The organism is Pedobacter sp. CFBP9032, assembly GCF_034045265.1.
GTDB lineage: Bacteria > Bacteroidota > Bacteroidia > Sphingobacteriales > Sphingobacteriaceae > Pedobacter.
The window spans coordinates 1-15,945 of record NZ_JAXCWE010000018.1; the positions used below are offsets into that span (position 1 = coordinate 1).

Annotated in this window: 5 protein-coding genes; 4 read left to right on the forward strand and 1 reads right to left on the reverse strand. The window is 40.0% G+C overall.

All coding sequences use genetic code 11. The annotated features are described in order from the left end of the window. Positions 1 to 3,659: 3,659 nt before the first annotated feature. A complete protein-coding gene (locus SOM16_RS21865; RefSeq protein WP_320466125.1) occupies positions 3,660 to 5,519 on the reverse strand; it encodes a response regulator in 1,860 nt (619 codons plus the stop codon). 626 nt (positions 5,520 to 6,145) lie between these two features. Between SOM16_RS21865 and SOM16_RS21870 the strand changes: the two genes are divergently transcribed. The 4 genes from SOM16_RS21870 (at position 6,146) to SOM16_RS21885 (ending at position 15,838) form a co-directional block, all read left to right on the forward strand. Further along, the gene (locus tag SOM16_RS21870; protein ID WP_320466126.1) at positions 6,146 to 6,550 is read left to right on the forward strand and encodes a response regulator transcription factor; all 405 of its coding nucleotides are present in this window, start codon (positions 6,146 to 6,148) and stop codon (positions 6,548 to 6,550) included. Next, positions 6,550 to 7,749, forward strand: a complete 1,200-nt coding sequence (locus tag SOM16_RS21875) for a sugar transferase (RefSeq protein ID WP_320466127.1) — start codon at positions 6,550 to 6,552, stop codon at positions 7,747 to 7,749. The genes SOM16_RS21870 and SOM16_RS21875 overlap by 1 nt, the downstream gene beginning before the upstream one ends. Before the next feature lie 272 nt (positions 7,750 to 8,021). Beyond that, positions 8,022 to 12,362, forward strand: a complete 4,341-nt coding sequence (locus SOM16_RS21880; protein WP_320466128.1) for a PAS domain S-box protein — start codon at positions 8,022 to 8,024, stop codon at positions 12,360 to 12,362. A gap of 2,309 nt (positions 12,363 to 14,671) precedes the next feature. Continuing rightward, complete coding sequence (locus SOM16_RS21885; RefSeq protein ID WP_320466129.1) at positions 14,672 to 15,838, forward strand: esterase; 1,167 nt, start codon at positions 14,672 to 14,674, stop codon at positions 15,836 to 15,838. Positions 15,839 to 15,945 lie beyond the last annotated feature (107 nt).

A 15,945-nucleotide genomic window follows, 5' to 3' on the forward strand; every position in this document is an offset into this window, starting at 1 on the left:
CAAAGCTTTAACGAGTTTATCCGACATCAGGTCCAAGCCTTGATTTTTGGCTACCTTTTTATCAAGAAAAAGGTAGAAGCCCTTCGGCGGCTAGCAGAGGCAAGCCAGTGTAGTGGGAAAAAGTTTTAGGCAGCTGATGACACTAGCTGATAGATGAAAAAGGATTCTGTTTTGTCCTAAGCCGGACGGGCTTCTTTTCTTTTGACAGCAAAAGAAACAAAACTGCCGGCTCGCAATTTTTTTATCCAAGTCAGTAGCTGGGCTAGGTCAGTGCCATCCCAAAAAATTGACCATGCCGGTCTAAGAGCAGAACGAAGAAACGGTGGTTTGGCCCTGTTGGGTAGTGATAGCGATCGCCATTCTTGTTATTAATCTAAGTTGCATCCTATTTTCCAATCATGCTATTGCCACCCTGCTAACTGGCCTAGGAAATGATGGAAGGAGAAAACGTTTACAGATTCAACCACTTATAAATCTAAGACTGCATCCTATTTTCTCATCCTGCTATTGCCACCCTGCTATCCGGCCTAGGAAATGATGGAAGGAGAAAACGTTAAAGCTTCTGCCACAATCTTTCATACTCAACAACCCAAGGCAGCGCGTCCTCTCCCGATTCTTCATCGGGTGCTTGTGCTGCCGCCCTCAAAGCTTTAACGAATTTATCCGACATCAGTTCCAGGCCTTGAGTTATTCATCAGGTGTATATGTTTTTATAGGTATTCATGAGCTCGCAGAAAAGCTCGGTTTTGCTTCTTTTTGTCAAGAAAAAGGTAGAAGCCCTTCGGCGGCTAGCCGAGGCAAGGCTGCGCAGTGGAAATAAGTTTTTGGTAGGTGATGACACCAGCTGATAGATGACTGGTACAATTTAAATGTCTTTTATGCTTCGAGTAAAAGGATTCTATTTGTCCTGGCCGGACGGGCCTCTTTTCTTTTGACAGCAAAAGAAACAAAGCTGCCGGCTCGCAATTTTTCTATCTAAGTCAGTAGGTAGGCTCGGTCTGTGCCATCCCGAAAAATTGACCATGCCGGTCTAAGAGCAGAACGAAGAAACGGTGGTTTGGCCCTGTTGGGTAGTGATAGCGATCGCCATTCTTGTTCTAAATCTAAGTCTAATACTAATTCTCCTCATGCTATGGCCACCCTGCTAACCGGCCTAGGAAATGATGGAAGGAAAAAACGTTTAAAGCTTCAACTAATTATTAATCTAAGTCTGCATCCTAATTTCCTCTCATGCTATTGCCACCCTGCTAACCGGCCTAGGAAATGATGAAAGGAGAAAACGTTTAAAGCTTCAACCACAATCTTTCAACCCACCACAACCCAAGGCAGCGCGTCCTCTCCCGATTCTTCATCGGGTGCTTGTGCTGCCGAAACAAAGCTTTAACGAATTTATCCGACATCAGTTCCAAGCCTTGATTTTTTTGTTACTTTTTTGATCAAGCAAAAAAGTAAGGGCCCTTCGGCGGCTAGCCGAGGCAAGCCAGCGCAGCGGGAAAAAGTTTACGGCAGGTGATGACACCGCCCGATAGATGAATGCTACAAAAAAATGTCTTTTACACTTCGGGTTAAAAAGGATTCTATTTTGTCCTGGCCGGACGGGCTCTCTTCTTTGGGCAACCAAAGAAGCAAAGTTGCCGGCTCGCAATTTTTCTATCTAAGTCAGTAGCTGGGCTCGGTCTGTACCATCCCAAAAAATTGACCATGCCGGTCCAAAAGCAGAACAAAGAAACAGTGGTTTGGCCCTGTTGGGTAGTGATAGCGATCGCCATTCTTGTTATAAATTAAAGTTCGAATCATACTTTCTCATCATGCTATGGCCTCCCTGCTATCCGGCCTAGGAAATGATGGAAGGAGAAAAGGTTAAAGTTTCCCCACAATCTTTCAACCTACCACAACCCAAGGCAGCGCGTCCTCTCCCGATTCTTCATCGGGTGCTTGTGCTGCCGAAAAAAAGCTTTAACGAATTTATCCGACATCAGTTCCAAGCCTTGATTTTTTTGTTACTTTTTTGATCAAGCAAAAAAGTAAAAGCCCTTCGGCGGCTAGCCGAGGCAAGCCAGCGCATCGGGAAAAATTTACGGCAAGTGATGACACCAGCCGATAGATGAATGGTACAAAAAAACTCTTTTACGCTTCGTGTTTAAAAGGATTCTATTGTGTCCTGGCCGGACAGGCCTTCTTTCTTTTGACAGCAAAAGAAACAAAACCGCCGGCTCGCAATTTTTCTGTTAAAGTTAGTGGGTAGGCTTGGATATTGCCATCCCGAAAAATTGACCATGCCGGTCTAAGAGCAGAACGAAGAAACGGTGCTTTGGCCCTGTTGGGTAGTGATAGCGATCGCCATTCTTGTTATAAATTAAAGTTCAAATCATACTTTCTCATCATGCTATGGCCACCCTGCTAACCGGCCTAGGAAATGATGGAAGGAGAAAACGTTTAAAGCTTCGAACACAATCTTTCGTACTCCACAACCCCAGGCAGCGCGTCCTCTCCCGATCCTTCATCGGGTGCTTGTGCTGCCGAAAAAAAGCTTTAACGAATTTATCTGACATCAGTTCCAAGCCTTGGGTTTTGCTTCTTTTTGCCAAGAAAAAGAAGAGAGCCCTTCGGCGGCTAGCCGAGGCAAGACAGCGCAGCGGGAAAAGATTTCGGCAAGCGATAACACCGCCCGATAGATGAATGCTACAAAAAAATGTCTTTTACACTTCGGGTTTAAAGGATCTTATCGTGTCCTGGCCGGACGGGGCTTTTTTCATTTGACAGCAAAAGAAACAAAACTGCCGGCTCGCAATTTTTTTATCCAAGTTAGTAGCTGGGCTTGGTCAGTGCCATCCCAAAAAATTGACCATGCCGGTCTAAGAGCAGAACGAAGAAACGGTAGTTTGGCCTTGTTGGGTAGCGATAGCGACCGCCATTCTTGTTCTAAACCTAAGTTAGCATCTTAATTCTCATCATGCTATGGCCACCCTGCTATCCGGCCTAGGAAATGATGGAAGGAGAAAACGTCAAAGCTTCAAACACAATCTTTCAACCCACCACAACCCAAGGCAGCGCGTCCTCTCCCGATTCTTCATCGGGTGCTTGTGCTGCCGAAAAAAAGCTTTAACGAATTTATCTGACATCAGTTCCAAGCCTTGGGTTTTGCTTCTTTTTGCCAAGAAAAAGAAGAGAGCCCTTCGGCGGCTAGCCGAGGCAAGACAGCGCAGCGGGAAAAGATTTCGGCAAGCGATGACACCGCCCGATAGATGAATGCTACAAAAAAATGTCTTTTACACTTCGGGTTTAAAAGGATCTTATCTAGTCCTAGCCGGACTGTCTCTCTTCTTTGGGCAACCAAAAAAGCAAAGTTGCCAGCTCGCAATTTTTCTATCTAAGTCAATAGGTAGGTTCGGTCTGTGCCATCCCGAAAAATTGACCATGCCAGTCCAAAAGCAGAACGAAGAAACAGTGGTTTGGCCTTGCTAAGGAGTTATAGCGATCGCCATTCCCCCTAAAAGACTATCTAGTAAAAACATCTCCCCGGAATGGTTTTCTCTGCATCTTGCTAACCAACGATAATAGAAAATTAGGCCCTACCGAAGAGCGCCATCAATCTTAAGGGCCAGGGATATCAAAAAAACAGTTGTACAATAGTATAAATGGCACTAAATGAATTCAACCTATTGATTTCTCTCTGCAATTTCTAAACGAAGTTCCTCCATTACCTGGTTAAGCACATCATTAACCTCATCCACCATCGGAATCAGTTCTGCCCTGCTTCCCTCCTCGCTTAACGATTCAATGCTTCTGATGGTGCGTTGAATCGATTTGATTTCGAGATGATCTATCGTTGATTTTAATTTATGTGCCAATTTCGAAACCTGAGGCAAATCATTCTCCTGGAAACTAGTATTAAGATGAGTTAATGCATCGGGCACCTGTCCACAGAACAACTCCATCATTTTAGTCACAAAATCTTCTCTCCCCTTACTAATCAATCTAAGGCCTTCCAAACTATATAAGGGCAGCGTCAATTCAGGCGCTGGAACAAGAACGGCTTTTTTATTCAACCAGCTATTTATTACCTCGATAATAAGTTCTTCGTTAATAGGTTTGGTAAGGTAATCATCCATGCCCGCAGCAATACACCTTTCCCTTTCTCCAGGAACCACAGAAGCAGTAAGGGCGATGATTGTGCCAGTGTAACCTTTTTGTCTTAAGATTCGGGTCGTTTCATATCCGTCAAGCACAGGCATTTGAATGTCCATCAGAATGATGTCATATGCATCTTCCTTCACCATTTGCAGTGCCATATCTCCATCCTCAGCATTTAACACCTGCGAGCCATAGCTCAGCAAGATAGTACTCGCCACGAGTCTGTTTGTTTCATTATCATCAACAATAAGAATTTTTCTTCCTGCAAATAACTCCTCATTGTAAGTTGTAATGACCGCTTTCGGAAGATCTTGATCCGATCCTTTTTTAAGTTTAATGGTAAAAGAAATTGCAGAGCCTACGCCTTTTTCACTATCCACCTTAAAATGCCCGCCCATTTGCGCAACCAGTTTCTGTGAAATACTCATCCCCAAACCAATCCCTCCATATTGACGTGAGGTTGATTCATGTTCCTGGCTAAAATCAACAAAAAGACGGTTTACAAATTCGGGGTCCATTCCAATTCCTGTATCCCTCACTAAAATTTCAATTTCCTGGCTGTCTACGTCCGCTCCTAAAACAGTAACGGTTAATAATACAGATCCTTTATCTGTAAATTTAATGGCGTTGCTTACTAAATTAGAGATTACCTGATTAATTCGATGAGGATCACCCATTAATACCGGCGAAATAAGAATATCACTCGGAAGAATATAGTCGATCTCTAAGCCCTTTTTTTCGGCTTTATGCATCATTAACTGCATCATTTCATCAAGAACTATTTTAAGATCAAAGCCACTATATTCCAAATCTAATTTTCCAGCATTCATTTTGGAGAGATCCAGAATATCGTCTATAATTACCAATAGGTTTTTTGAGGCAGTTTGGATGGTTTGAGTAAAATAATCCTGCTCATCAGTGAGTGCGGTTCTGGAAAGTTGATTGGCCATACTAATAATGGCATTCATTGGCGTTCTAATCTCGTGGCTCATATTTACCAAAAACAGTTCCTTTTGGTCTGGAGTAATTTCTGTAGCTATTGCTACGCCGATGGGCTTATGCAGTGGGCTATCCTTTAGTACAACCTGCTCTCCAGCAAATAAAAATGCTCCATCCTGGCCAATTTCCTCCCATTTCCCATTAACCGAACCATCTTTAACTTTTAAACTAACGTACGTGTGCTGACCCAAAATTTCTGGATCAAGACTATCATTTTTATCGCAGCGCTCAAAATGATCAGAAAAATTGTCTCCAATACAATCTCCGCATATACTTTTTAACACCTCGCCCATTTGTGTAATCTGCATTTGGGTATCCACTAAGATAAAACAAGGAAAAAGCCTATTTAACTGTGTAGTACTGAACGATAAAAAATTGGTTTCCATTAAATTGATGGTTATAGAGACCTAAATGTATAAAAATACCTATTAAATCAGAACTTAAATAGGCAGAATAAAATAATATCCTTCTATTATTCGCGTAATAAAAGTGCCATAGACCTTTCCACAGTTTAACAGCGACTTTAATAAATATTAAAAAACCATTTTGTTCATTCCTATCTGCTCATTCTTTTATTTTCGATCGTTGCTAAGCTTCAAGCCATATTCTTGCAATAACAACCAACATTTATATCTTCAAAAAGTTGCTGTATAATGTCTTCTAAAAAATACTGATTAAAAATATTTTGTTTAAAGTATATGCTACAGCTATTACTTTAAGCTTTGTAATTGCTATTCGATTTTACCGATAGGTCATGCTAATGAAAACATTTAAAATAATTACTCCTTAAGGGAATAAGGCAGACATTGAAGATTATTTTTTTCTTATTATTGTACGTCGCCAGTAAATATTTGATAGGATTTCCCGGATTTGAAATGTATTTATTTACACTACTCATTTAGTTGATCCTGTTCATTAAAACCAGTTTTGTGTAACTTAGTGTTAATCACTATTTTTACTTAGCTTTTTGCTGTTTACCTATTAAAAAAAGCTCTATTATACGTCTTTCCCAATGAGTAAAAACAACAATCCCAAAATCCATATCCTCCTTGTAGAAGATGATGAGTTTATGCAAGCCGTACTCGACGAAATTCTTAACGTAAATTATCGCATAGATATAAAACCCGATGGCTTAAGCGCATTGGCCTTTTTGCAGGGCGGTAACATTCCAGATCTGATTATTTCAGATTTGAACACCCCTAATATGAACGGGCTGGAATTAATAGAGCAACTTAAGGTAAGTGATTTTTTCAGTTCTCTTCCAATCATGATCTTATCTGGAGAGGAAAGTTCTGATAAACGGATTAAATGTCTTGATGCAGGTGCAGATGATTTTGTTGTTAAACCTTTTAACCCTGCAGAATTAGAGGCCAGAATAAAGATGGTGTTAAGACGGGCCGGAAAAAGTACAAGCTAATGGGAAATCCTGCTAGCATAAATGCTGATAGCCAAATCATTGCCCTTGTAGGCTTTGATGAAGATTTCCTGCATTCCTTTATGGATCAGTACAACTTTGAGGGTAGGCAGCTTATTCATTTTGATAACGGATTGATACTGGCACAACAATGGGAAACAAGAAAACTACCCATAGCAGCCATTATTTGCTATAGCGAAATATTATCTAATGGTGGCCTTTCCTTAATAGAGACCCTAAAAAACAAGAAGATGCCATCGGTACCTTTCTTTTTAATTTTAAGGCAACTTAACTCCAATTTAAGAAAGTTAGCACTTACCGCAGGCATTTCCGATGTTTTCAGGCTTCCGGTAGAAAAAGATCGCTTAGAAAAACGGGTACTTTTCTTTATCCGGAACTGGTCTTCACTCATGAAAGAACTTCCGGTTCACACCAGGTCTGTCTATCAAACTGGCCTGGCTAAACGTATTTTCGATGTATGCTTTGCGGGCCTAGCACTTTTAATGTTGTTTCCTTTACTTATTCTTGTGGCGCTTGCCATCCGGCTGGAATCTAAAGGCCCTGCATTTTATTACTCTTTACGAACAGGAACTGGATTTAAGATCTTCAAATTTTACAAATTCAGATCAATGTACATCAATGCAGATCAGAAAGTAAAAGACCTGATGCACCTTAATCAATATAATGCAGATCAGAAAAAGGAGCAACTTAAGCAAGAAGATGCAGTACTTTGCGAAGCTTGTATGCAAACAGGGAAATGCCAATACCCTATTTATGCAGATGGGGCAAAGTGGTGTGAAAAAGATGATGTTTACGTTAATTCACTTAAAAATGGATCTGCCTTTTTTAAGATCACTAACGACCCCAGGATTACGAAGGTTGGTAATTTTATTAGAAATACAAGCATTGATGAATTGCCTCAGCTTTGGAATGTAATAATTGGCGATATGAGCATTGTGGGTAACCGCCCATTACCCATTTACGAAGCAGAGAAACTTACTACAGATAAATCTGTACTCCGGTTTGCTGCACCTGCGGGGCTAACGGGCCTGTGGCAAGTAGAGAAACGCGGCAAAGGAAAAATGAGTGAAGAAGAGCGATTAACGCTGGATAATACTTACGCAAAAAACCAAAGTTTTACTAACGATATCAAACTCATATTAAGAACAATCCCCGCTCTTTTCCAAAAAGAAAGTGTATAAACATGGGAGATAAGTAATAGAAAATCACTAACTTTTAAACTTCCTATACCAAAATAATTTTAGCCAATCACCTAATTAAGCTGTTCCCTATTCAAATTAGAATAAAAACCTCCTATTTTACCTTACCATCGCCTGGCAGATTATCGTATTAAATTAGGTTAATTAACATTAAATATCTGTAAGACAGTGCTAGGCAAGGTAGCCTGCAGTTATACAAAACAGTTCAAATAAGCTGGCATATAGTGCTTAACCACTATGCAAAATAAATTGAAATGCAAGAAAATGAATCAGCCCGCCTTCGTGCGCTCTACAGTTACGAAATTATAGACTCTCACAAAGAGCGCGATTTCGACAGGCTTACTGAAATTGCTTCCTTAATTGCAGGTTGCGAAATCTCACTAATTTCCTTCATTGATAAGGACAGGGTTTGGTATAAATCAGCAAAGGGGCTTGCTGTAGAAGAGGTTCCGAGAGGGTTTACCATGTGCGAACGTACCTTATTATCTAAGAATCCCTTCATTGTAGAAGATACGCTTAATGATAACCACTGGTGTGTGCATCCAATGGTACAGGAAGGAATTAAGGTGCGGTTCTACGCCGGATTCCCACTGGTAGATCCGAATGGATTTACGCTAGGCTCATTTTGTGTGATCAGTACAGAACCAAAAAAATTAAGCACATTACAAAAAAAGCAATTATCACTTCTGGTAGAAGAAACCATCTCGGCCATTGTAGAACGAAGAAAAAAGCAGGAGTACAAAAATTTCAGTCGGTTGATTAATGATTCTGAAGACCTGATTTGTATTTTAGGTCCCGATTGGAATTTCAGGATGGCCAATCCATGCTTCAATAAACGCCTCGGCTGGACGGAGGAAGAACTACAGCTCAAAACCATTTTTGATATTGTGCCGGTAGAAGAACAAGATCAAGCCAAAACACTTTGGCATAATTTAAAAAACGGTCTTGCTGTAGAACACAGCACCCATCAAATTTCTTTAAAAACTGGTGGGTTCCGGGTGATTGAATGGACCGCTACAATCGAAAATACAGATAAGAATATATTTGCAATTGGAAGAGATGTAACAATTGAAATTGAGAAAAACCAGGCATTAAAAGTTAGCGAACAGAAATTAAAGGCATTTTTCGAGAGTTCACAAGGATTAATGTGTACCCATGATATTCATGGAAAATTAATCTCACTCAATCCATCCGGAGCAACAACATTAGGCTTTTCTAAAACAGAACTGTTTAACAAAACCTTATTTGATATTATCCCTAAAGAGCGGCATGATCATCTACGTCAATATCTTGCCGAGGTGTCAACACATGGCTATTCTAAGGGCTACATGGTGGTTAAACGTAAATCTGGTGAAGAGCGGCTGTGGTTATATTCCAATATATTACAGCATGATCTTAATGATGAACCTTATATTATCGGTAATGCAATAGATATTACCGATCAAAAGAAGTTAGAAAAAGATCTCCTTCACACCAAGAATTTATTAGAAGAAACCAGCAACCTCTCTAAAATAGGTGGATGGGAACTTAACTTGGTTGATGAGCAAGTTTACTGGTCTAGCATTACCCATGAAATTCATTCCGTACCAGATGGGTTTATCCCCACTAAAGAAAACGCTATTCAATTTTATAAAAGCGGAGAAAGCAGAGGGAAAATTACAGAAGCGGTAGAAGAATGCCTGCGTACAGGTAAAGACTGGGATCTGGAACTTCAAATCGTAGATTTTAACGGTAAAGAAATATGGGTACGTACCAAAGGTAATGCGCAATTTGTAAAAAATGTACCGAGCCGCCTCTATGGTACCTTTCAAAACATAGATAGCCAGAAACGTGCACAGATGGAAGTAATCGCCGCTAAAAAGCTATTGGATGATGTACTTTCTGCAGCTACCGGGGTGAGCATCATCGCTACAAATTTAGAAGGATTCATCACCGTGTTTAACCAGGGCTCGGAGCAATTGTTAGGCTACACTGCCGAAGAAATGATTGGAAAGCAAACGCCAGTCATCTTTCACGATCCTACAGAAGTAGATGAACTTTGTACAAATTTCAGTTCTTCTCTAGGGCGGCAAGTGTCAGGGTTTGGTTTTTATAAACAATGTGCAGATCATCCTCAAAAAGAAAGAACATTTACTTTTATCACCAAATCTGGCAAACGTTTAAGGGTATCTTTATCAATCACTTCCATAAAAGATAACGAGGGTAAGGTAATTGGCTATTTAGGTATTTCGGTTGATGTTACCCAAAAAGAAACCTTCGAAAAAGAGCTAGCCACAGAAAAAGCATTACTCATTGCCTTTATCGAAAACGCACCGGCATCTGTAGCCATGGTTGATGAGAATATGCATTTTCTAATTGCAAGCAAAACCTGGTTAAAAGACTACACGCAGATTAGTGGAGATATAAGGGGATTATCTTATTACGATGTCTTCCCAAATTTATCTGATGAACGCAAAGCTGTGCACCAAAAGGTACTCAAAGGACAAGTGGTAAAAAAAGAAGAAGATGTATATGTTGATGTAAAAACCAATATGCCAAATCATATCTCCTGGGAAATGAGGCCCTGGTATAAAGCAGATAAATCTATAGGCGGCATGATGATTTTTACACACAATATCTCTGCCAGCGTTAAGCACCGGGAAGAATTAACCGTAGCGAGATTACGGGCAGACCTGGCCAACTCCGCGAAATCTGAATTTCTGGCAAACATGAGCCACGAGATCAGAACACCATTAAATGGGGTAATAGGCTTCACCGATCTGGTATTAAAAACCCAACTCAACCATACACAACAGCAATACCTTAAAATCGTTAATCAATCTGCCAATACGCTGTTAAGCATTATAAATGATATTTTAGATTTTTCAAAAATTGAGGCTGGCAAATTTGAGCTCGATATAGACAAGTGTGATCTTTACGAAATTGCCGGGCAAGCCAGCGACATTACCAACTACCAGATCCAGACTAAAAAACTAGAAATGCTGTTGAATGTGCAGCCCAACCTTCCTAGATTTATATGGGCAGATGCCCTTCGCCTGAAACAGGTATTAATTAACCTATTAGGAAACGCGGCAAAATTTACAGCTAAGGGAGAAATTGAACTAAAAATACAAGCCCTAAGCGAAAGCGAAAATCATCACCTCTTAAGGTTTAGCGTTCGCGATACCGGAATTGGAATTGCCAAAGGAACTCAAGCTAAAATTTTTAATGCATTTTCGCAAGAAGACTCCTCCACTACCAAAAAATATGGCGGTACAGGATTAGGATTAACCATCTCTAATAAATTATTAAAAATGATGGATAGCCGCCTTCACCTGGAAAGCACCCTTGGCGAAGGCAGTATGTTTTACTTTGACTTAAATCTGCAATCTGAAGAGGGAGATCCAATTGAATGGGTTGGCTTGGAAAGCATTAATAATGTGCTGATTGTAGACGATAATGATAATAACAGAAATATTTTGACGGATATGCTGCTACTGAAAAATATCCAGTCTGATCATGCACGCAATGGCTTCGAAGCCCTGCAGTTTTTAGCAGAAGGCAGAAACTACGATGCTATTTTAATGGATTACCATATGCAGTACATGGATGGAATAGAAACGGCAACAAAAATCAGGAATAATTTCATGAATGAAGATGAAAAACTTCCTGTAATTCTGCTCCATAGCTCATCTGATGATGGCACAATTATTAAGGCCTGCAACGAGTTAAAAATAGATAACAGATTGCTTAAGCCTATAAAAATGGATAAGCTTTACAATGCATTATCCAGGCTAAAAATGAAGGAGCCAGCTCCCCGAAACCTCGAAAGTGTTGCACCACCTATCTCGTACCAAAACCATGATTATAAATTTCTAGTTGTAGAAGATAATGAGGTAAACAGATTCTTAACCCGTTCGTACATCGAAAAACTTTACCCACAGAGCATTATCATAGAAGCCGAGAATGGCGTAATTGGTATAGAAGAATTCCAAAAGATGCCATTTAGCCTCGTTTTTATGGATATACAGATGCCTGAAATGAATGGTTACGAATGTTCGAGAACAATCAGATCTATTGAGAAAGATAAAAAAACACCAATAATTGCCTTAACTGCTGCCAATGTAAAGGGCGAAAGAGAAAAAAGTATTGCAGCAGGTATGGATGATTTTATTACAAAACCCATTTTAGAAGAAAATATCGAAGCCATATTAAACAAGTGGTTGGTACGGGCAAACGAGGTAGAATCGGGGCAAAATGAGGAAACCGATAAAGACCTGGTGCACTTTAATGTGGTAAAACTAGAAGCTTACTTTGGTAAAGATTCGGTTAAGCTGAAAAAAATTATTGGGATTACAGTGAATCAACTTAATCAAGCCCAGCTTCAGTTAGATAAAAACATACAACCTGAAGATTCGCAAATGGTGCTATCGTTATCTCACAAACTGTACGGCATGTCTACCTCTGCAGGTCTCATTACTTTAGCAGAAGTAAGCAGAAGGTTGCAGAAAGTTGATGTTACTGAACACTCTACCTTAAAAAAGGGCGCCGAAGAGCTTTTAGAAGAGATTAAACAACTAATTCCAATATTAATGAAATATGAGGAAGAATTTTGATGCGCATGCAGATGGTATGAAAGCCCCTAGCCAGGATTAACAGCGCGCTTTGGGTAATTGGCACTTTCCAATTACCTTGCCCTGGGGCAAAGAGCGGGTAAGAGAATCTTTATAAATAATGGTGTTATCACGATAATCCGTTGAAGGAATGCCAGATAGTTGGGGATGATCACCATACAGTATTTATCTTGTCATCTTTATTTAAAGAGATTTATCTAGTCCTAGCCGGACTGGCCTTTTTTCTTTTGACACCAAAAGAAACAAAAGTGCCGGCTCGCAATTTTTCTATCTAAGTCAGTAGGTAGGCTTAACTATTGCCATCCCGAAAAATTGACCATGCCGGTCCAAAAGCAGAACGAAGAAACGGTGGTTTGGCCTTGCTAAGTAGTTATAGCGACCGTAACTCACTTTCAAAGGACTACACTTTTGAATATGTGTTTTCTATGCATTTTGCTAACCAACTTTAATAAAGAACAGGCTATACCGAAGAACACCGTCAATCCCAAGGGCCGGGGAAATCAAAAAAACAGTTGCACAATAGTCTAACATTGCACTACCAAACCTGAAACGCAGTGGTTTTGTGTTCATAAATGCGGATTGAATTTTAAAAAAAAATTTGAACACAAAACTAAGTGCCGCTGTTTTTTTGATGTGTGTGAGGTGGTGTAAAAGGCCCATAGCTGGATTGACAAAGCGCTTTGGGTAATTGGCGCATTCCAATTACCATGCCCCCGCGGCATAGAGCGGGCGAAGAATCTTTACAAAAATAATGGTGTCATCACGACAATCCTTCGAAGGAATGCCAGATAGTTGGGGATGATCACCTTACAGCATTAATTTATCTTATTATCTTTATTCAAAAAGACTTATCTAGTCCTAGCCGGACTGGCCTTTTTCTTTTGACACCAAAAGAAACAAAAGTGCCGGCTCGCAATTTTTCTGTCTAAGTCAGTAGGTAGGCTTAACTATTGCCATCCCGAAAAATTGACCATGCCGGTCCAAAAGCAGAACGAAGAAACGGTGGTTTGGGCTTGCTAAGTAGTTATAGCAATCGTAAATTCACTTTCAAAGGACTATCATACAGACACCTTTTTTGAATATGTTTTTTCTATGCATTTTGCTAAACCAACTTTAATAAAACACAGTCTGTACCGAAGAACGCCGTCAATCCCGAGGGCCCGGGAAATCAAAAAAACAGTTGTACAACAGTACAAATAGCACTAACAAACCTTAAACGCAGTGGTTTTGTGTTCACAACGAATTCAATTTTTAAAAGAATTTTGAACACAAAACGCAGTGCCGCTGTTTTTTTGATGTGTGTGAGGTGGTGTAAAAGGCCCATAGCTGGATTGACAAAGCGCTTTGGGTACTTTGGCGCTCCAAAGTACCATGCCGCCGCGGCATAGAGCGGGCGAAGAATCTTTATAAAATAATGGTGCAATCATGGTAATCCGTCGAAGGAATGTCAGATAGTTGGGGATGATCACCATACAGCATTAATTTATCTTTTCATCTTTATTCGAAGAGATTTATCTAGTCCTAGCCGGACTGGCCTTTTTTCTTTTGACACCAAAAGAAACAAAAGTGCCGGCTCGCAATTTTTCTATCTAAGTCAGTAGGTAGGCTCGGTCAGTGCCATCCCGAAAAATTGACCATGCCGGGCTAAAAGCAGAACGAAGAAACAGTGGTTTGGCCTTGCTAAGTAGTTATAGCGATCGCCATTCCCCTTTAAAGACGATCGAGTAAAAACATTTTCCGGAAATGGTTTTCTATTCATTTTGCTAAACCAACTTTAATAAAACACAGTCTGTACCCAAGAACGCCGTCAATCCCAAGGGCCCGGGAAATCAAAAAAACAGTTGCACAATAGTAAATATTGCACTACCAAACCTTAAACGCAGTGGTTTTGTATTCATAACAACGAATTCAATTTTTAAAAGAATTTTGAACACAAAACGCAGTGCCGCTGTTTTTTTGATGTGTGTGAGGTAGTGTAAAAGGCTCATAGCTGGATTGACAAAGCGCTTTGGGTACTTTGGCGCTCCAAAGTACCATGCCGCCGCGGCATAGAGCGGGCGAAGAATCTTTATAAAATAAGTATAAATTTTATACGCATTTTGCTAACCAACTTTTTAATTAATATCGGTTCTCTTAAACTTAAAGTACACCTCAATAATCTCCATCCCACCCTTCTACCAGATCATTCTTTTTTGCTGCGTTTACATAAAAAAACTGCATCTTTATTATCCGCTACGATAAAAGTAAAATGCTTCTTATAGTTTAATCATATTTAAATAAAATATTTTCTGATGATGAAAAAATTGTTACTGGGATTATTACTCCTCCGTGTTTTGAGCAGCCATGCACAAGAAAATCTGGATTTTAATGCTAAAAAAGAAATTACCTCCCCAGAAATTAATGCAGATAAAAGCATCACTTTTCGCCTGATGGCCCCGAATGCTAAAAAGGTAGAACTTCAAGGTGATTTGTTGGGCGCAACCAATACTGCCCTAATGGAAAAGCAAGCCGATGGCATCTGGACTTACACCACGTCTTCGTTAAAACCAGAATTATACAGTTATTCCTTTATTGTAGATGGATTAAAAATAAGAGATGCCAACAATGTATACCAGATCAGAGACGTTGCATCGGTTGTAAATGTTGTTATTGTTCCGGGTGGGAAGGCTGATTATTACCTCGTGGCCGATGTACCTCATGGCACTGTTGCTAAAAGATGGTATCAATCTCCTGGCAATAATAAACAGCGAAGAATTTCAATTTATACACCACCAGGATATGAAGCAGGCAAAAACAAATACCCGGTATTGTATCTATTACATGGAATGGGTGGAGATGAAGAAGCCTGGCTGGCTTTAGGCAGAACTGCTCAGATCTTAGATAACCTGATTGCCCAAGGCAAAGCAAAACCAATGATTGTGGTAATGCCCAATGGAAATGTGGCGCAACAAGCCGCCCCGGGCGAAGATTCGAAAGGATTATATAAACCAACCATGCAACTCCCTAATACAATGGATGGTAAAATGGAAGAAACATTTGCAGACATTATTAAATTTACAGAAGCAAACTACCGGGTAAATGCTAATAAAACAAACCGCGCCATTGCAGGCTTATCTATGGGTGGCTTCCATTCACTGCACATTAGTAGATATTACCCTAAAACATTCGATTATGTAGGCCTTTTTTCGCCAGCCATTATGCCATTCGGCAAAACAACTTCTCCTGTTTATGAAAACCTGGATGTTACCTTAAAAAATCAGTTTAATAATGGTTTAAAGCTTTATTACATCGCCATAGGTAAAACCGATTTCCTTTATAAAACAGTAGAAGATTACCGAAAAAAACTCGATGGTTTCGGGGTTAAATACAATTACGTAGAAAGTGAAGGTGGGCATACCTGGTCAAACTGGCGCGATTATCTTGTTCTCTTTGTGCCTCAGCTTTTTAACCAGTTATAAGTTTTAATCAGAAGCTGCCACCCGGACCGGGCACTTACAATATTATTTTGGATTTTTTACTGCAAATTGATTTGCAGCTATTTAATCAATTTTATTTAATACTCCGT